We start from the raw sequence: 20,499 nt of genomic DNA on the forward strand, positions 1-20,499 counted from the left end.
GATGGAGCCTGCCGGTCTCGGTAATAGGTTCACACGAACATCTTGTACAACCTCGATGCAGAGGAAAGTTCTCAGCCTCCGCGAAGGAGCCGAGGATGTCGTGGGACTGCTCGAGTGAGCCTACGAAAATGACACGGTGGCAATCTAATTATTCGAGGACGTGACCATCGACGAGGCGCTCGAATGTGTAATCGAATCGCGTATCAGGAACAGGGACTGATTTCTACTCCGATTCGTGCGTCTCAAGCACGTCGAATTGCAATCCACTCGACGTTTCTCCCCGTCCTGGTGTAGCGGTTCGACCGCTCCAAAGATGGGTCGTCCCGTCCATCCACCGGGCGAGTTGGTAGGTTCGCGTCACAGTCGTGCCCGCCCGTGGTACTTCCGCTTCGGGAATCGTGAGATCAGATGTACCGAGGACTCGTCCTTTGGGTTCGGACATCTCTCCCGGGTCTGTGGTGAGCAGTCGACCGAGCAGCAATCGAATCGCCTCGGACGACTCTTGCTGGGGCACGAGTGGGTACCAATTCTCAGGGACGTGTGTCATCAGTCGATAGACGTCCTCGACGTCACCGTCACCGAGTGACCCCTGGACTGTCGGCTCCGACTCGTCTCCGCTGGCGCGGGCTTCGTCTCGATCGTAGGGCTGTCCGATCGATCCCTCGATTCGGTGCTCGATAGCCCACCCGACGTTCGCCATCTCATCGCGGGCGAACTCGACTTCCTCGACAGGGTCGGTTTCGAGCGAGTCCGCGAGCATCGGGGGCAAGAACAGCCCGGGTTCACCCTCCTTTCCAGTGTTGGTGAACGCGTACATGTTCCACCCGCTGTCGCCTTCCGCGGCGTCCTCTTCGACGATTGACTCGACAGGATAGGTCTTCCCGAATGTAGTAGTGACGATGAGATCCTTAATGCGAGCGAGCGATCCAACGTCCAGTTCTACGGGAACGACGAACCAGTCGTCGCCCGCGACGAGGCCGAATTCCTGGACGACGAGTTTGGGCAGGTCTTCGGCGGCCATCTCGATGGCAGGCAGATTGACTGTTCCCTCCTCAAACTCCCAGTATCGAGGCTTCGGCATCCCCGGATAGGTCGCGGCCGTCGGAACCATTCGTCGTTCCTCCGGTTTCTCTTCCTCCGGTTTCTCTTCCTCCGGTTTCTCTTCCTCCGGTTTCTCTTCCTCCGGTTTCTCCGCAGGAGTCTCGGTAGACGGTAACTCGGTTTCACCGGATTGTTGTTTGGCCTCATTTGCCAGCGATCGATTCTCCGCAACGGAGAACGAATGCCAGTCGATTCGACCCGTGGTGTACTCCTTGGCTTCGAAAACGGTCTCGTTCTCGCCCGTACCTGTCGAAACGGCGAATCGATACTCCATCCGAGATGGGTCCCACGCCGACTCCGTCGACACTTCAGGTTCATCATACAGGTCGCGATACCACTCACGGTACGCCTTGACGGCGTCCAGATATCCCGTATCAGTAGGGGAGACTCCCTCGGGCACGGGGTCGGACGTTGTCTCGTCTTCGAAAGCGTGGAACAACGCCGTGCCGTCCAGCACTCGGCCGCTGACGACCATCGAATATCGCTGGCCGTCGTCCTTGAGTTCGTTCGCGCTCCACTCGTCGGCGTCCAGCACGAACCCTTCGAGGTCGGATGGTTGCACCGGGGTGGAATCCTGTTTGATCACGTCGTGCGTACCGAGCAATCGGAGGAAGTGTTCGCCCGCTTCGGCCGCTTGCCGGACATCGATTCTGTCCGCATCTGGCCTCGGACGAACGGCTTCCTGTTCGACGAGCGCTTCAAGCGGTGGCCCCTCAGACGCGGTGTACGGTTTCGGCGTCGCTTCACCGGGCTGATACCACGTCACCGGATCGGACGCCATGGAGTACGAAACCGTGACCGGCGAGCCTGCGTCTTCGCCTTCGAGTTCACCGAATTGCCACTGTCGGCCGAGCAACCAGAGCGGGTCGTGGACCGCTGCCCGGCGAGCGTTCAGCGTCTCGCTTCGCGTCCGTGGTTCGAGTCGTTTCCAGGTCGTGAGTGACATCAGTCGGGCACCTCCCAGTTGGCGATGAATGCCTGTTGGATGAACGAGCGTAACTCGTCGAGGTTGATGGAAATGGAGTCTGGACTAGCCGAGTCGTCGCGTGAGTTTTCCGCAAAGCACAACGCCGGGAGGAGGTGGCCAAGTCCAGTCTCCGAGAGTGCTTCGGGGTCGGCCGTTCGAAGCTTGGCCAACTCGAGACTCTCTTCGACGATGTCGGCCAGTGCTTGCAGGTTCCAGCCATCGTCCGTCGGCGGGACGGCGAGCAACATCGATTGCGGGGCGCGGCTGTTCGGGCGATCGAAGTGGAACGAGAGTCCCGTCGTTTCCGTCGTCCTCGGGACAGTTTCGACCCACTCGTCGACGAAGAATCCGGCCATCGTTCCGCTTGCATCGACGTTGTCGTAGAGGTGGGCGACGAGCGAGAGCCGGCCCCCGATTCGAGCGTCGTCGTCACGGTCCGCCCACTCGTCGGACAGGCCGATCCACGTGTCCGGGTCACGGTACGGTAGCTGCCCAGCTTGCATTCTGGGTGCCCGCGTCTGGTTGAAGTCCCCAAACGTTTCGCCGTACGTGAAGGCTCGCTGGAGGGTTCGTGGCTGTTCGCGAACGCGTGCGGCGCGCTGGAACCACGTCTCGACGTTCATCACGTCTCCGTTCTGGAGGGTCTCATTGTGGCTCGGTGCGAACGTATCTTGCAGTTCGGGTCCGTTCGCCGGCTGGAACGGTGGCAACACCACGAACGACTCTCCGAGAAGCGCTTCGAGCCGGTCCAGTTGCTGATCCAGAGTCGGGTCGGTCCCTCCGATGGGGAGGGCAGCACTTGCCCGGCTCACTCGGTCTGCGATCTCGTCTCCGGCCGAGGACGCCTGCGTCGCGAGCGTCGATACGTCGTCGGCGCTCGACCCAGTGGCCGACAGCGGAATCGCCCCGTGGATGCCGAAGTAGGAGGCGCGAAACAGACCGTCACGGAGTTCTTCGACGCCGTCGTCGCGGAGGGCGTCCAATCCGTCGGTTCGTGGCGCCGTGAGGTCGGCCGGCACGTCGAGCAGTGTGTCGAACTCGGATACCTCAGCCGTGAGGTGGCCGAGTAACGAATCGAGGGCCTGTTGCACCTCCGCTCGCACCGCCGGGTCATGAAATCCGTTCAGGATGTCGTACTCGCCCGCCTGTTCTTCGCTGGGGGGCGTTTTCCCGGCAACCGCTTCAAGTATCGGTTCCAGGATCCGCCAGATTGCGAGTTCGTCTGCGCCGGAATCGAATCCGGGCAGCGTGATCGAAGTCGTGAGCAACGTCTCTACGGCCACCCGCATCTCGTCGCCCTCCTCGTAGAGGGACTGCAGTGCCAATTCGACCGCGTTCTCGAAGGGGGCCCCATCCGTGGTGGCCGACGGTGTCGAGAGTGACTCCCAGACCGTCCGGAGTTCGGAACTCGCGTTCGAGAAGGACTCGAGCTGGTCCGAGACGGTGGACAGCCGACGCAGATGTGGGAGCCATTCGTCCAGGCGCCACTCCGGTTGATACCACTGGACGGCCCGGCCCGGGACGCTGATCTCGGATGGTCGTCCTTGTGTCGTTCTCGTCACTCGGGCCCGCACCGTGAACGTCGTTCCGTCCCCGATACCGCTGCAGTCGACGTCGGCCTCGAAGTGGCCGTCCTCTCGAACCCTGGCCTCTGCCTGGGCATCGACGCGTCCAGTGCTCGCCTCGATCTCGATCCGCACCCGTTGACCGGGGCGAGCGGTGGTCCACCCCAGGATTCGCTGCCCCGACTCCGGGCGAACGAGGACCTCACCCTCGATGGCCGAGAGGGTGATACCGGCAGTTCGAACCTCGTGCAGGCGGGTCAGATCGGCGACGAGGCCCGTCGCAGAGAGCGACGCGAGGTCGCCTTCGACGCTATCGAGGTCGCTCTGGGCGATGGCGGTGCTGGCGGTCACGACGGCATCGACGAGGTCGTCAAGTGTGTCAATCGGACGGGCGTGGCCGCCCGTCTCCTTGAAGAGCGGTACGATAGCTTCGAGTTGCTGTTGGATATCCTGGAGTCGCTTGTGGGCGTCCGTGGCGCGCGACCCCAGTTCGGAGCCGTACGTGGCGTCGGCCGCTTCGTCTGGAAGTGCGAGGTCGCTCGCGTCTGCTGCTCGGCCACCGGTCACCAGTTCTCGTGCGGTTCTCGCGACCTCCAGTAGTTCACCGAAGCTGACGTGGATGCTCGGGTCGACGCCAAGTTCGTCCAGGTCTCCGTCCCACTCGTCGAATGGACCGAAGGTGATGGTCACGTCACCGTCCGGTGCGATGGTGGCCGGACCGTCGCGGTAGAGGTGATAGACGATGCGTTGCTCGATTTCGGAGCGCTGTGTCTCTGCCTCGCCCTCTTCGAGATACAGGACGTCCAGGGGTGACAGGGCGAGGTCCGAGAGGCGAACCACAGTCGTCTCCCGGGGTCTTTCGCTCTCGTCCTCAGTGCTGTCGTTATCGGGAGCGGGGGCCTCAACGTCGTATTCGACCAGACAGCGGACTCGCTCTGGGGCCCCGAAGAGGTCGCCGACGAACGCGTTCAAGTTTGGCTCTACGGCCGCCCTGACTGCCGCGTCCGGGGACGGTGTCCACGCGGGGGTCGAGTCGCCGTCGCCGTCGAAGAGGACCAGCACCCGGTGTGTGACCCCGATCCCCGTCCGCGGCGTCCTAGTCATGTCGAGGTCCTGTGGTGCCTCACCCCGCGAGAGAGCGTCCACCGAGCCGCCTGCACGGGTCGGGTTCCCGTTGAGGAGTTGGTGGAGTCCTTCGGCGGTCAGTACGTCTCGAACGGCGTCGACCTGGTCGTCAAGGAGGTCCAGTACGTCCGTGATAGCGGTGTGGTTTGGGTCTGGTTCTTGTGGCAGTTTGGCTGTGTCTGCCCCGGGTTTCGTCCCCCAGGGAATCGCGTCGTCGTTCCACAGCTGGTTCAGTGCCACCCCGTCGACGACCTCGCGCGTCGCAACTGGTTCCGCAGCGGTTCCGTCGTCGTCGCGGGGGAGTTTCCCTGCGACGAACGGAGCGAGGACGCGGAAGGCGGCGATGTACATATCGAGGTCTTGTGTGTGTTCGTGGAGTTCTCGCTCGAAGCGATAGCCGAGTAACGCGCCGAGTGGTTGTCCCTGGCGGACGCCCTCGATAAGTTCCTCTGCCTCCCGCACGCGTTCTGCCGAGAGATCCACCTCGAGGAGGTCGCCACGCTCGGTTCCCCTGTGGGACTGGTATCCACTCCGGAGGACAGCGGCGGTAGTGGCCTGCGGGAGCGACGGTGCATGGACGTGTCCGGCGGATTTCGGAGCGCTGGACGGCTCCAGGTTCTCGACGACGCCATACGCGCCGATGCGGATTCCGGACTCCGCTGCGGTCTGGTGCTCCCTAATGGTAGTGAGTCGTCGCGTCGCCAGCGACGTCGCCCACGCGTCGAGTCGGTGGCTGGCCAGGTCGAGCGTCTCGGTGAGGAGCGTCTCGAGGTCGTCTCCATCGACGTCCTGGAGGTACCCTAACGCCTGCTGCACGTCGGCGAACGCGTCGTCGATCTCTGGGTGCGAGAACAGCGCCTCGGCATACGACGTCGACTCGTCGATCGTCGATTCGTCGACGTGTGACAGCTCGGCCAGTGCGTCGAGCAGTTCGTGGGGGGCTCGCTGGTCGACCTTGCTCCAGACGGTAGTGGGGAACTCGTCGTCGTAGTGCTCAGACTCGGGGATGACGTCCCAGACGTCACGTCCGTGTTCCTCCATATGGGTATCGTCGCCCGTGTAGCAGAAGTAGCCAAGACGAGCACGAGCCATCAGGTACTCCTGCAGGAGTGCGTAGTACAGCAAGCGGTCGAGTAGGGGTTCGGTGCGCTCATCGGAGCTCAGATGCATGATGACGGCCAGGACCTGGACACTCGATGGAAGTGGATTCGTCGGGAGGTCAGCACCTGCGGGTGCTGGTGGACCGTACCGCAGGGAACTGGCGGGTGTCTCCTGGAGCGACTGCATGAACGCCGGTGATTGCTCGTCGACGAGTGGGTCGACGGGGCCGGTCGCCTGGTCCCTGAACAGGAGGTGGGCGATACGGGGCGTGAGCAGCGCGGAGGGGACGCCCGACGTCACGTTGGACATCGTCGCTGCGACCTGTGATGGCTCCGAGGCAGCGCGCAGTTCCTGCAGGAATCTTCTCGTGGACTCGTCGAGGGTGTTCGGGTCCACGGACCCAACGTCGGCGATTCCGGCGCCCGTCAGGAGTGATTCGACGGCACTCTTGCCGAGGAGATCGCGAAGGCGATAGTCGTTGGCGGTCGCTTCCATGCTGGTCAGTTGCGTGAACGCCTCGACCGGGTCCTCCTCGTCCATCACCGTCGGGACTGCGTCGACGCCGCCCTCCAGTGCGGCGCGAAGGCGTTGTACCTGCGCCGCCAGTGAACCCTCGACGGCGGGCAGGTGAATAGTGCCACAGACGTCGTCACTTCCGTAGACATCGGCGTCCGCTGTCGGTCCGTCGGCAGCCGCCATCTCATCGAGGTCCGTGACCGGGAGGACGCCGTAGGGCTGTTCGCCCACCCTGAGTGCAGGTACGGGACCGCGTGCCCGGACGTGGTTCACGAAGTGCTGGCGGTGGGCTTCGAGGTGCCGCACGAACTGGTAGTCCAGGTCGGCCTGACCAGCATCGTCGACTTTCTCGTCGAAGTCGGTGGGCAACAGCATGTGCGGGACGTAGTAGCCCCAGGTCGCCGACCACAGCGCGGCGTTCATGTGCCGGGCGTCCAACTGTTCGCTCCCGTCCGCGCCACGGACGTGGGCGAAGACATGTTCTCCGACGGGGTGTTGTGTGCTCCCGCTGGTGCCGAGTTGATCGGGGTCGACGCCGAGCAGTCGCGCGGCGATAGCCCCGTCGCTCTCGTCGCCAGCCTCGACGAGCGGACCATCACACTCCACTGGGAGGGTAGTGGATGCGTTCTCAGTGGACGAGTAGCCCGACGGTTCGTCGAGCGTGTTGTTCGATGGCGTCCCCTGCGCGAGGAACTCGAGCCCCTCGGTGTAGTGATGGGCGTCTAGCAACTCTCGGAGGTGCGCTGCGGCGGTCCGGTCGTCCATCCCGGTCTTGACACCGACGACGACGAGCCGGTCGATTCCCGCGTCGACGTGTTCCTCGGTCAGTGGCACCTCCAGACCCATCCCGACGGTCTTCGCGGCGTCGAAGTCGAACATCCACTTCATTCCGTCCTCGGCGAGCGTGTCTACGGCGTCCTTTGAGTCATCGGGATGGGCGCTTCCTGAATGGCTGCCGAGTACGTCCGGGTCGGGACCGACGGCCAGTGGTTCGCGAATCGGCTCGCTGAACGACGTGACGACATCGTCGCCGCAGTGGGCGAACGCCACCCATCGGTCCGGGAGGAGCCGGGCACGAGGCGGCCGAGTCCAGGAGTCCGGCCGACGCTCGGCAGCGCTGGCCAGGGCCTCGAAGTCGGGTTTGGGGACGCCCTGTACGGGTGCTTCGCCGAGCAGTTCGTCTGCATGGTCGGGTGCGAGTGCTCGCTTGACCCATGCCGCTCGCTCCGCTCCGTATCGCTCGACGAGTTGAGCCCAGACGCGTTCCTTGATGGCCTCGAATCGCGTCTTTGCGTCCTTCGGGAGCGAGTCGACGTCGACGTACTGCCTGACCGCTTCGGGAACGTTCGTCGGGTCGGTCGTCGTCGCCCACCACCACACCTGCTTCCAGAAGTGGATGCCCCACTGGAGTTCGTCGTCGGTCAGCCCAGACTCGTGGGTGTCAACGTGGACGTCGTCGGGATACGTCCGGACGAGGAGTTTCCAGTTCGTCTCGCCCTCCCCGTCGACCGATTCGAACCGCGTCTCCAGCCTGACGGGGAGCAGAAGGGCTGGCTGTGTGTCCGTCGTCACCGGAAGCGGGTCGGCCGGGTCGCTGGAGTAGCGCTCCGCGAGCGTTGCGTTGAGGACGTCGAGTCGACACCGCTGGAGGTCCGCGAACGATTCGAGCGCGCGGGCGGCGTTGCCGAGTTGCTTCAGGTGCTGGTCTGTCGTCGTTCGGTCGGCGGGCTCGGCGGCTGGTTCGAGGCTGTCGAGTGCGGTGGTGAGTCGCTCCCGGTCGAGTGCCGCACGGACGTCCTGGTAGCGAACCGAGATTCGCCACTGGACCTGGTCGAGGTCCTCGATGTCGAGTTCTTCGAAGCCAGTCCTGAGGTCTGTCACCCTTGCTTCGAACGCTGTCGTGTCGCGGTCGTAGAACGCCGTGGTGAGTTCGTCGACCGTCTCGAGCGACTGGTCGGCGTCGAGTTCGCAGAACGTTTCACGGAGTGCCCGGACGGTTCGGATGAACGTCGTCCGGGCCGCCTCGTTCTCGTCGCGATCGGCTTCGACCCACGCTTCGTAGGCCTCGGCGAGGGTATCGAGGAGTCCATCGACGGTGTCCACATCGAGGGCGGCGAACGGTTCGGGGACGTCTGCGTCGCGTGCGTAGTCCCACGAGTCGACGAGCGTGCGGAACTGGTCGAGTCGGGCCTGGAGGTCGTCTGGGTCGCCTACGCCGCGGCGGAGGCGGTCGAGTTCCGCTTCGATGTCGGAGCGGAGCGCCGTCCCCTGCTGTGCGTCCGTCTGGGCTGCTTCGGCGCTCTCTCGTGCACTGTCGATGGCGTTTCGTAGTGATTCGCGTCCGTTCATGGGGTATCTCGCTCCTCGGTCGTGTGGGTAGTCGCAGGGTGGTCTATCGTCGGACCTGACGTCCTCGTGATGCCCGCCATCGTCACGGCCCTCCGTTCGGGTTCGGCGGGAGCATGTCGTCTGCGTGGACAGCCATGCGATACGGGCGTTGCCAGGTGATGGACGCCATGTGCGCCGAGTTCTCCCCCCAGGTGACGCCGTCGATCTGCTTTCCCGCGAGTCCCGGAGGGCCGGACCCCGGTTTCGACGGCCCGACGTCCACGTAGTGGTACTCCCCGTTCGGGCTGAGATGGCCCCACGTCAGGTCGTTCCAGTCCGTGAGCTCTGTCCCGTCATCGCCGTCGGCGGGTTCGTCGAGGCCGAAGCGAGGCTCACCTGGTGGTTCCTCGAGGACGAAGAACCAGCCCAGGTCGTCCTTCTGGGTGGTCGTCCCGAACGCGTCCTCCGGGGTGAGGTCGAACCCGAGGAACGTGATGTCTGGGTCGAGCGTCCCGCGGAAGATGGGGTGTTTCGTGTTGCCCGTCGCCTTACTTCCCGGTGTGGGGTCGGGGAGGTCGGGAACCCGCGGAATCGGTTCGTTGGGCCCCGGGTTGCTACCGGGCTTCTGTTTCGCCTTCGCGGCGTATATCGTGGTGTTCGGATAGCGCTGGAGGAGCTCCCCCCGAACCAGTAACACGAGCGTTTCGCCGTCGCCCGCACCGCTGCTCGGGGACTGTTTGCCGAGGTTCTTGCTGCCGTCCCACGCGTGGATTTCGGCAATGTCGTTCTGTTCCGCTTCGGTTGGCTGAGGGACGACGCTGCGGCGGTCCCAGAACCGGCGGAAATACGTTCCACGGAGGTCGGTCGGGTACTCGCGCCAGCGGAGTTCGCGCCCCATCTCGTGGCTGAGACCTACCATGTACGCCTCCACAAAGGCAGGATTCGTCACGAGCAGGCCGACGCTGTCGAGCGGCACGTCCTCGACGCCAGGCAGGAAGTACTCCTCGGAGAGGTTTTTCAACGGCTCGTACATCGGCTCTGAAAACGACGGGGCCTCGAGAATCTGGTCCAGTGGATCGTCCCGGGTATCGAGGTCGACGCCACCGAGTCGGTGTTCGACCCGGTTTCGAATCGTCGTCTCGGGGTCGATAGCCTCGCCGAGTCGCTGACTCACGGCTTCGAGGTCGAGCGGTGGCTTCGGTTCCTCCGCGGCGGGGCCACAGACGGCTGGGCCGAGCTGTTCGGCTATCGCGTCCGACGGGTAGTCGTCGAGTCGTGCGGCGAGCAGGTCAAGGAAGGTTCCGAAGCCGTCACACTGCTCCGTAAGCTCCGAGAGGGACGTCTCGTCCCATCCCTGTTCGGAGAACGTCTCCCGAAGCGTGCGAATCCAGTGACGCGCCATCGCCAGCACCTGCTTTAGCACCCGGAGGAGTCGGCGAGTCCCGTCGACGTCACCCTCGTCGATTCGCTCGGAGAGCGCGGCGAGTAGCGCCTCACCCTCGAGCGCCTCTTCGATATTCGCGTCGTCACCGCAGACGGCGACGCACGTCCGTTCGAGCCACTCGATTCGGTCCCGAGCCCGGGCTTCGGCCTCCCCGTCGGCCGTTTCCTCGACTTCGCGTTCCACGGACGCGAGCGTCGTTCGGGCGTCGATGCAGAACGCACCGAGTACGGCCGCAACGAACCGAACGACGAAGATTCTGTAGCGGTCTTCGAACTCGTCGCACTCCTCGAAGATCGGGGGCAGCAGTCGTGTCTCGATTCGCTCGCATATGTCGACGATTTCCCTCAGCAGTTCTCCGTCAATCTCCTCGTACCAGTCGAGGATCTCGGTTAGCAATTGTCGCTCGTCACCGTTGTACTCGTCAAGAATCTCCGTCAGCAGTTGTTTGTCGACGTCGCCGTGTACGTCCAGAATCTCCGTCAGCAGTCGTACCAGGGTCCGGTACTGCTCGGCGATCTCCCGGAGTGTCGTGACCTCGTCGAACGCCTTCGTGACCTCAGCATGCAGTGCAATCAACGCGGATGCGATCTCGCGAAGGGACCCGCTGCCGAGGGCGATACGGAGGTCGTAAAGGAGTGATCCTCCCCACACGTTGACAGATTCGCCACAGATGCCCTGACAGACATTTAGAAGGCGTTCGAGCGGCGGTTCGGCGTCGAGACTCGGGGGAAGCGGTTCGACGTCTTTGGGGTATATGTTCGTGAGTGCGCTCTGGATTCCGGCACAGGCCTCCTGGCAATCGGTTCTGACCAGAGAGGATAACGCGCCGTCGTCCCACTTCCCGCGTTCGATGAGGTCCCAGTCGCTGCGTTCGGCTTCCACGGCCGTCGCTCTCTCGCGGGCACGCGTACAGAGTGCGTTGACGAGGGACTGTCCATCGACGGTGACGTCGAGCGAGGTCATGCCTCCGGGGGAATCGTCAGTTCCGACGGTCAGGCGGCCGTCGTTGAGACCGCGGATCAACTCGCCGACGTCGAGTTGACTTCCATCCGTCGCGAGACGGCGGGCGAACGGACCGCCCGGGCGGGCGAGTCGACGGAACGATGGCGAGAGTGCCGCTTCCGGGAGTCGGCTCCCCTCGATTCGATGGCTAAGCGTGGCCGTGGTTCCGTCGGCATCGCTCCAGTTGACCCGCGAGTGCAGATTCGCGGTGAACTGGAGGAGCGACGGTGCGGGGACGTTAACGACATCTACGTGGAGGCTCTGGACGGCGACTCGTCCGAACTGTGCGAATCGGAGGAGTTGATTCGCCTGCCGGAGTGACCCGACCTGATCCCATGCCTGGGCCATCAGTTGCTCCTGTTTGTCCTGGACGACGCGCGTCCCGAAGCCCGCAGGGAGTCGGTTTCGGGGGTCGACGTTCAGATCGCGGAACCAGGCAGGCTGGTCGCCTTCGTCTGGAATCGTCGGTGCTGCGACGTGCCACTGGCCGTACAGCGGTGGGCCGAGCGTCGGCGTCTTGCCCTCGCTTGCCTTCGCTGGGTCCGCGAGGGCACTCGCCTCGTCCAGGATTCCCTGCAGGACCGTCTGTTTCTCACTCGCATACGACTGCGGCGACAGGTCCACAGAGTGAAGGGCGCCTTCCAGGTCGACGGTCTCTTTTTCTGTTGACTGAAGCGATGCGGGACCGGGGTCGCCGACGTCGACCGAACGGATGCCGAGGCCCTCGAGTTGCTCCGGAGAGAGTCGTCGAACCAGCGCCTCGAAGTCTCCTGCTGGCCCGGTAGAGAACTCCCAGTGGTAGTACACCGGGAGTCGAACCTGTGCGTCCGGGTCGTCGATGTCCCAGGCCAACTCGACGTCCTTCGTCCCGTCCGGATAGGGCTTTTCGCCGAGTCCAGCCCTGACGCCCGGGCCGTACGTTGGGACGACACAGGCGCGATAGGCTTCGTTCTCCCGCAGTCGTCTGGGCGAGAGGAGTCGCGAGAGCGTGACGTTCGACTGAGAACGGAACTCCGAGCGAATTGCCTCTTTGTTCGTCAGGTCGACATTGCCGACGAGTTGGGTGTGTGCCCACATCCAGGCCTCCGTGAGGTCCGGCAGTTCGGTCGCAGGGTCGGCCGGCCCTCCAATCTCTAGCACTGGGAGGGAACTCGAGCCCTGGCCGCTCAGGCCGCCCCGCCGTAGCTTGACGCCGTCTTGCTTGCGGACGGTGACGAGACACAGCCACGGCCGAAGTTTTCCCTTCGCTTTGGTCGCCTTCGCCGGGGTGAACAGCCACGGCAGGTCTGGCCGGTCGAATTCGACCGCCGGGAAGTAGTTCGGCGGGAAGTCCGTCGTTCCCGGTTCCGGTTCCGTGCGGACGACCTGGCGCTGGTTGATGCCGGTAATCTCGCCTGGGCCGTAGACAGTGAGGTCTTTCCCGACTGTGAGCGATTCCGTCGTCGACTTCGCGCCATCCTCGTCCGTTTTGCGTCCCTCGACGGTCGTGGTGAATCCGGTCGTCCCTTGCTTGAGTTTCCCTGATTCCGTGTCCACGGCCGTCGGGACGTACCCCTCGCGGACGAAGGGAAAGAAGTGATAGCGCGTCTGCTGTGGTGCGTCGCTCATTTACGACTCGCCTCCTGCGGCCTCGTGTGCGGCGACTACCTGGAGGTCGCCTTCTGCCTCCGGATGTGCGTTCAGGTGCGCTCGCAGCGCTTGGTCCGCCTCGGTGCGGGTCGCACCTGCTCCGGAGACGAGTCCCTCTCGCGTCAAGTCAGCGGTGCTCGCGACGACGTACTTGGTGTCCGAAATATCGATACCCTTGTCCGGTCCGGTGAACGTTGCCTGACCGGTGGTTCGAGTCTCCGCCGTCGCGACTGCGCTCGTATTCGCCAGCGCGTCGGCGACGTCGACCGGGAGCCCCAGCAACCCGATGGGCTTGGCGAAGACGTCCAGTGACCGGTCGACGAACGTGGACTCGTATTCGAGCGTCGTCGTCGTCGCGAGCGACGGGTTGGATTCACCGCCGTAGGTCAGCAGGTCGTTTCCGACTCGCCGGCCGGCCGGGAGGCGTTCGAAGCCCGGGCGGGAGAGTTTCTCGTCGTCGGTCAGGTCGAAGTACTGCGCTGGCGCGAACTGCTCTCGAACGGCCGTCTCACTGTCGGTCTGTGAGTTCCCGTCGACGCTCACGGCTGAGATGTTGAACGTGTCGTGCTTGACGGGCCCCGCGTTACCGTACTTGTCGATGGCGACGGTGATGGGGACGACGCGCTGGCGGACGCTGAGGGTTCCAAGCGGATGCGCGAGTACCTCGCCGTCCGTCGCATCTATATCGCGCAGTGAGACGACCGAGCGGTGGTCGTCTGGAAGTTGGGCCGCCCAGTTCCCGTCTTCCTCGACGGCGGCTTTCAACTCGCCGAGGACGTCTGGTGGCGGCAACGTTGACGGCGTGGCGCTGGCGCCGAACTTCTTCTCGAAGCCAACCGAGAACGAAAAGAACAGGATCTTGAACTTCGCACGCCCCTTGACGTGCCACGGCGCCGGCCCGGAGAGCATCCCCGAAAGGGAGATGGACATTAGAGTCGTGCTCCCGGCCTTCAGGGCGACGCCGGCCGCGACGTCAACGACGAAGCGGAACGGGTCGAACTGGAAGAGCGCGTCGAACCCGAGGTAGCCGGAGATGCTGAACTTCCCAGCCCCCGCGTAGAGGTCGACGTTCGCCCCGACCTGGACGGTGTTCGAGGTGACCGCGAAGTAGCCCTCGAGTCGGAGTCGTGGATTGTTCCCCGAACAGAGGTTGATGGCGACACGCCGGAGGTTGGGGAACTTCGGTGGAGGCGTGAACCGGGGGTTGAAGCCACCGACTGATAGTCCGAAGCTTGGGTCGTCACCCCAGCTCGCCCGCAGTGCCATGTCTCCGGTGAGTGCGAACGCGACGACCCGGGAGTCGTAGAGGCTGGCCATCACGAACGCGGTCCCTTCGCCGAAGTCGATCTCGCCGTAGGCGTCCATGTTCAGTTCGATGAGCGCCCCCTTCTCGGTCGGGAGGACCGCGCTGATGCGCCCGAGGATGACCAACCGGATGGGTGACGGCAGTTCGAGGATGACACCGATGTCCGCCGTGACAATTGGCGGCGTTCCCCAGGCGAACCGTGCCATCGGACCGACGACGTACCTGTCGCTCTCCGGTGGGAAAACGTTCCGGAGGTCGCTAATGAGCTGGGGCGCGTTACGGAGCGGGTCCTTTGGGAAGAGGACCGACTTCATCGTGCCCTTCTTCAGCCCGGCCCGGACAACGTCCGTATTGGTGATACGGTTGACGCCAACGAGGCCGCCGAGTCCGTTGAGGGTGACGCCCATGCCGAGCTGGATCGGTGGGAACTCCCCGGAGATGATGACCAGTAGCGAGAAGTCGTCTCTACCACTGGGGAGTTGAGTCGTGAGCAGGCCGATCGCGTTGACTGTGATGTTCCCGAAGGCAAGTTTGAGGACGCCCTCGTATTGCTTGTTCTTAGCGTCGAATCCGAGGTAGCCGCCACCGGTCACGGCACCGGAGTCGATCGAGATACCGATGCGACTCGGCGGTTCGAAGCCGAGGTCGACGTCGAGCGGTCCGAGGTTCCCACGATTGTCGTCCGGGAAGGAGAGCGTCGCCCGTAATCCGACGCCGCCGACGGTGGCGTCGACGGGGCCGAGGCTGACGCTGGCCGTCGAGGTGACATAAACCGGAATGGAGGCGTCTTTCGGCCGGAGCGAGAGGTTGACAGTGTCGACAGAGAACGCGTTTCCGACGTTCACGTGGACGGGGAACTCTCCTTCGAGTCCACCGCCTCCTTTCAGGTAGACCCCGCGTCGCGACGACCAACCGAGACCCAGGTCGAACGGCGCCCGGAACTCGTCGCCCGGGATGACGTTTTGGAGAAAACTGTCGGCTTCGCCCGTGGAGAGAACGAATTCGGAGTCGTCCGCATTGCCAAGGACATCGACGTCAACATCCGTATCCGTTCCAGTCAGGTTGCCCTTAGCACCTAATTCCCCAAGTTTCAGATGAGTGCCGTTGTTTGCCCCGAAAATATACGAAGCATTCGTCTCAGGATCTAACCGTTTCCGTATATTCCCAGACATTGAAAGTTCTGCCGGAGTGGACGGGTCAAGCTGTTCGACACCGTTCGGTCGAAGGAGGAATGCGTTCTCGCTCGAAAGGGACGCGGCGAAAGCCCAATTACCGATTTCGTTCGAGATTTGAGTGGCTCCATGTGGTTCGACCAAGAGATATAGTTGGTCCGAAATACTAACTATTTGAATTCTTAAACCGAAAACACCAATATTTTCTAGATCCTGCCACATCAGCAATGTTCTCGAACCGATCGTCCCTGACGGAATAGTTGGATAGTCTGGTAATGCTTGAGGACCATAGCTAACTTGAACCCGAAATCCGAGTTCACCGGCTAGAACTATCAACCAAGGAATGATACTGTCTTCGATCTCGGTCAAATCTTCATCTGAGCTAGAATCAGCCGGCAGATACTCTTCTCGAAGGCTCAGAAGCGGGGCTTGAAGTAGAGTGGTGAGACGCTCTAAGTGTAGTGTGGAGTATTCAGACGAGACATAAGGAAAAAGGCCACCCCAATCGTCTTGTTGAGTTTCTGCAGTTGCCGGTACATCTACGTCAATAATTGTAAGCAATACACTCGTATAGTATACTGTCGGATGTTCGGATTGGAGATAGGTTATAGAAAGGTATTCAAGGAGGTCCTCAACAACTTGCTGGAACTCTTGTTCAGTAAGGACTGACTGTATTCCTTCTATCGCTTCAATAACCCCATTTATTTGTTTCAGCAATTCCAAGAGGTCTTTGAGTGATTCAGGCTCCTCATACGAACGGCTTTCAACAAGGGTTATGAGTGTGGAATAGCCTTGCTGAAATTCTGATAATGCAGTCTTCAAACTCTCAATCTGTGCTTCGCTCAATTCAGTTCCTAAAGCATCGAATAGATCTTCCAGTCGTTCGCGACCTATCGATGAATCCTCTGCCGCAACAGCGAGTGGTTCGAAAAATTTGATGGCTTCTTCTAATATTATTTGGTGTGTCGTTTTCGTCATGACTGGTTTTCTAATTCAATTTTGAATGGGTGGTGACATGCATGTGCGCCCTATTCCAAAATTCAGGTATTCAGAGCGTGTTATCATGATTCGGGCCACCCTACCATTCCACCGAATACTCGAAATTCCGTCTGATTTATTTCACCTGAATATAGATAATGGTTAAATAAAATAGTTCTAGGATGTAATTTAGATGGGATCCCCCACCCATACACAGCGCCATAGTGTTGAATAAAAAATAAATTTTCATCGGATAAACTTCTAGGACCGATATATGTGACTGTATGGGTAGGACGAATTTCCATAATTTTTTCTATTGGAAGTTCAGGATCTACCGTTTTTTCAAAAACATCTAAATATCCTACCCCACCCTTTGCATATGCTGTGTATAAATGTCCAAATAGTTCCGGTATTGAGTGCTCATCATACAGAGAAATATATTTCACCTGGGAATATCCAAGACAATCTTCCAAGAACTCTTTGATTAATTCGTTCTGGATTTCCCAACTTTTCTTCGTTTTCCCTCCTTTTGATACTAACATATTAAGTGAGGACATTAAAAGCCAGTCTGCATGGTCCATACGACTTCCGTCCGCCTTTTTGGGTGCCTTTTGTTTCCGAATTTCCTTTTTCGTAGTTTTCCGTTTCGAACTTGTCAAATATGTTCCATTTTCGAGGAGAGATTTACAACACTCAATATACCGCCTGGGTTGCCGCCAAGCAAACGAAAATGCGCACGCCGCGGCTACACAAAATTGCGTTGGGGTTTGGTCAAATTCCTGACTTAATTTGGCCACAGGAGAGTCATAATTGAAGTCGGTATGGGATGACGACTTGGCTATCATCGCAACATCGGACAATTTATTAAATATCTTTTTAGCATCTAATTCCTCCCATTTGTGACTGTAAATTATTGTTATATGCTTTTTCCGGAATGTTTTCTTTTTCTTATAATATTGTGTATTTATTGGATCAGATATACGTTGGGATAGCTCATCAATCGCAATCGAAAGGGGTGATTTAGGACTGGAATCCAGAGAATAGCGAATGGTATAATTTGCATTTTTATCAGCAAATGAAATATCTCCCTTTGTGGTAGCTTTTTGGAGTGACACTTGTTTCCCTACTGTAGTTCCTGAAGATAAATTCTCATCTGGCGCATCTTCTATTAGTCGTAATTTGATATCGTTCGTGAACGGAAACCTTTTAGCAAGTTTCCATTTTTCCCCTTTGTTGAAATAGTGATGGATGTCATATGGTTCTCTACGGCCATCTACATTCACGACAAGAGTGACGTCGTCCTTTTTTGAACCTGAATTGAGTTTCTTATTGCATTTGATTTCTGATATATCTAAAAAATTCGCCATTATTTAGCTATTGATCTTTTTAACCTGATGTTTTTCCACCCGGCCAAACCTCGATCCCGCAAGCGTCGGACTGGAGCATTTGTAGCTATTCGGAATATCCTGTATGTGGATGCGCAACGACGCCATCGCAAGGAGTTTCGTCCTTTCCGTTTGCCGAGACAGGAGGACCATGGGTAACAAACAACATGCACCGTTGTAAAATCAGGGGGGCAGGCCGGAGGTGTGCGCCGAAGAAAAGACAGACAATAAAAATAACTTATTTGATATTTGTCTGGATGCAAAACAATGTTACTAAAGTTCCGAGTCTCCGGGGATACAATGTCCTATGGCCAGATCCGGGCCTCCCATCAGCATATCCCGCCGATGGAATACCCCCTCCTTCAGGACGGTGTGAACGTCACTTGTCGCATGCAGAGCAGGACGCTGACGGTAGTGTCACGATTCCCTTTGGCGGTGACCCTGGCCAGTCGACCTTCCCCTACACTCCAGAAGGTAAGAACTACACGGTTCGGCTCTACCAACCGCGCGCTGCGATTCTCGACGTGAAGTATTAGTTCCACACCGCCCAGTCGGTCAAGCGAGGCGAATGCACAGATATTGGTCTTGGCGCTTCTGGCGATTGAATCGCCGCAATATCAAACGTTGGCTCATCTTCCATTTTATACCGACGATCGTGCTGAAGCTATGGGTGCCTGCTAAACCTCAATGCGTGGTCACGGAATCGGGGGGCAAAGGCCGATGCCGAATGTGCACATTCCAGTGCGGCCCTCTGACTAGCCTAAGTGCCAAGGAAGCAGCTTCGTGGGTCTGAGCTCGAATAGGTGTCGCTCCCTTCCACGCGCGTTCATTCCAGAGATGTCCATGAATCCCCCTTGGAATCGACGTTCACAAGAGCGAATCGCAGTCGCTGTCTCGGATGAGGATGGGAGGATCGTTGAAGAGGTTCGCATTTGTGACGCGAACCTCAACGACATTACCGAACGGTACGCCGGATTGAAAGCAGCAATCGAAGCCACCAGCAACTACACGATCTACAATGCCTAAATTACGGCTTCCAGTCGATTCCCGCGCCATGTAGCAGAACACGGCCGTTGCTTTTAAACCATCTCCATCAGTTAGTTTCTAGATAGTAGCTGAAATGGGCAGGATTCATTCGATTAGAGATAACCAGCATCGACACAGCAACATATCGAACGCGGTGGAGAACACAACAACTGCGTTCACCTGTGGGCCAATGTACCTCAAACACGACGATCAGGAGGTCACAGCATGAAAGCTGTCGTCCTCGCGGGTGGGTTTGCTACGCGAATGTGGCCGCTGACGAAGGAGTTGCCGAAGATGTTCCTTCCAATTGGCGAGTCGACCGTCATCGATCGTATCTTCACGGAACTCGAGGCAGACGATCGGATCGACGACGTCTACGTCAGTACAAACGAGCGGTTCGCCCCCGACTTCGAGGCGCACCTCGCCGACAGCGAGTTCGACAAGCCGCGCCTCTCGATCGAGGAGACGGTCGACGAAGACGAAAAATTCGGCGTCGTCGGTGCGCTCGCACAGCTCGTCGACCGAGAGGGAATCGACGACGATCTGCTCGTCGTCGCCGGAGATAACTTGATCAGCTTCGACGTCTCGGAGTTCATCGATACCTTCGAGGAGCGCGACGCACCGACGCTCGCCGCCTACGACGTCGGCTCACGCGAAAAGGCGAAATCCTACGGCCTCGTCGAACTCGAGGGTGACCGCGTCGTCGACTTCCAGGAGAAACCCGACGACCCCAAGAGCACGCTCGTCTCGATCGCCTGCTATGCCTTCCCGCAGGATTCGATATCGTTGCTATCGACCTATCTTGCAGGAGACAACAACCCTGACGAGCCGGGCTGGTTCGTCCAGTGGCTGCAGGACCGCGAACCGACCTACGCCTATACGTTCGAAGGTGCGTGGTTCGACATCGGAACGCCGGCAAGTTACCTCGATGCCGTCGCCTGGCATCTAGACGGTGAGTCACACATTGCGGATGGTGTAACGCTCGAGAACACCTCGGTTGGTGAGAACGTTCACGTGATGAACGGCGCGACGCTTGTTGATGCGTCAGTTGCGGATACGGTTGTCTTTCCTGGTGTGACACTCGAAGGCGTGGACCTAGAGCGGACGATCGTCGGCGAGGACACGCAACTCGACGACTACTCGCTCGACGGAGTACTACTCGGGCCAGAACTCGAGGTCACGACCAGTTCTGCGTTGTCATCGGACTAACGTACGGATAGTCTGATACTTTTCTTGGCGTTTTCTTAGCTGTAATTGAGGGCGCTCAGCCCCCTTCTGCTCACGGCGACGCCGTTCGCATGGTCAGCGGGACCGACGGTCCCGCGCTATCCTCAGCGAGCGAAGCGAGTAGGGAGGGGAGACAACGCCCGCACGTCTTGGTTTCGTGTGAATCGGCACCCTTATTATCTCTTCGGTTGAAGGCGGTAATAAGATGCTCACCACGCTTCCGGCGGTGTTCAAACGCGACAACAAGCGTGCATCGTCGGTTGTGGCCGAGTGTCGAACCGGTAGGAGTGGGACACTCCGAACCACCTGTCAAGGGAAGCCGCCTGTGGAGTCTGGAACCGTCCGCAGAACGTCAACGACGTTCTGCCGGGCCGCACGAGACGCGGAGCGTCTTGTGGACGCTGTGGGGACGTTCCCTGCACGTTCCGACACCGAAGCAGGAAGCCCTGTCCGTAACAAGCGAGGGCTGGGTAAGCCCGAGCGCGGTAGGGCAGGGTAGTTCACTGACGTTTCACCCTTCGACTGGTGAGTATCAGCATCTGTGCAGTAGCAGATTTGAACTGTGAACTGACAGTAACGGCGTGCAAGACTTAGAGGTTGCATCCAACAAAGCTTCTTTGAGAGCGA

6 protein-coding genes and 1 pseudogene are annotated in these 20,499 nt (G+C 60.1%); 2 read left to right on the plus strand and 5 right to left on the minus strand.

The features are described from left to right. Positions 1 to 223: 223 nt before the first annotated feature. From NJU76_RS22780 to NJU76_RS22800, 5 genes are all read right to left on the minus strand, one after another. On the minus strand, positions 224 to 2,047 hold the full coding sequence (locus NJU76_RS22780; protein WP_254532748.1) for a hypothetical protein: 1,824 nt from the start codon (positions 2,045 to 2,047) through the stop codon (positions 224 to 226). Beyond that, positions 2,047 to 8,724, minus strand: coding sequence for a BGTF surface domain-containing protein (locus tag NJU76_RS22785; protein WP_254532749.1), 6,678 nt, complete (start codon positions 8,722 to 8,724; stop codon positions 2,047 to 2,049). Before NJU76_RS22785 ends, NJU76_RS22780 begins: the two co-directional genes overlap by 1 nt. Before the next feature lie 82 nt (positions 8,725 to 8,806). Further along, complete coding sequence (locus tag NJU76_RS22790; RefSeq protein WP_254532750.1) at positions 8,807 to 12,757, minus strand: hypothetical protein; 3,951 nt, start codon at positions 12,755 to 12,757, stop codon at positions 8,807 to 8,809. Next, positions 12,758 to 15,256 (minus strand): DUF6603 domain-containing protein, encoded by a 2,499-nt coding sequence (locus NJU76_RS22795; protein WP_254532751.1) that lies wholly within the window; start codon positions 15,254 to 15,256, stop codon positions 12,758 to 12,760. Between the two features lie 1,061 nt (positions 15,257 to 16,317). Beyond that, positions 16,318 to 17,601 carry a hypothetical protein gene (locus tag NJU76_RS22800; protein WP_254532752.1) on the minus strand — a complete coding sequence of 428 codons (1,284 nt, stop codon included), beginning with the start codon at positions 17,599 to 17,601 and terminating at the stop codon, positions 16,318 to 16,320. An 865-nt stretch (positions 17,602 to 18,466) separates the two neighbouring features. Here NJU76_RS22800 and NJU76_RS22805 point away from each other — a divergent pair. Continuing rightward, positions 18,467 to 18,627 (plus strand): annotated as a pseudogene (locus NJU76_RS22805) (IS110 family transposase); the annotation flags it as partial. A 243-nt stretch (positions 18,628 to 18,870) separates the two neighbouring features. After that, positions 18,871 to 19,854, plus strand: a complete 984-nt coding sequence (locus NJU76_RS22810) for a nucleotidyltransferase family protein (protein ID WP_254532753.1) — start codon at positions 18,871 to 18,873, stop codon at positions 19,852 to 19,854. The last annotated feature ends 645 nt before the right edge of the window (positions 19,855 to 20,499 follow it).

The sequence above is a fragment of the Natrinema gelatinilyticum genome (assembly GCF_024266705.1).
In the GTDB taxonomy this organism is placed as follows: domain Archaea; phylum Halobacteriota; class Halobacteria; order Halobacteriales; family Natrialbaceae; genus Natrinema; species Natrinema gelatinilyticum.

Bases quoted from the DNA above. Each gene is read 5' to 3' on its own strand.
- NJU76_RS22780 (WP_254532748.1), bottom strand. From the start codon at position 2,047: ATGTCACTCACGACCTGGAAACGACTCGAACCACGGACGCGAAGCGAG.
- NJU76_RS22785 (WP_254532749.1), bottom strand. From the start codon at position 8,724: ATGAACGGACGCGAATCACTACGAAACGCCATCGACAGTGCACGAGAG.
- NJU76_RS22790 (WP_254532750.1), bottom strand. From the start codon at position 12,757: ATGAGCGACGCACCACAGCAGACGCGCTATCACTTCTTTCCCTTCGTC.
- NJU76_RS22795 (WP_254532751.1), bottom strand. From the start codon at position 15,256: ATGTCTGGGAATATACGGAAACGGTTAGATCCTGAGACGAATGCTTCG.
- NJU76_RS22800 (WP_254532752.1), bottom strand. From the start codon at position 17,601: ATGGCGAATTTTTTAGATATATCAGAAATCAAATGCAATAAGAAACTC.
- NJU76_RS22810 (WP_254532753.1), top strand. From the start codon at position 18,871: ATGAAAGCTGTCGTCCTCGCGGGTGGGTTTGCTACGCGAATGTGGCCG.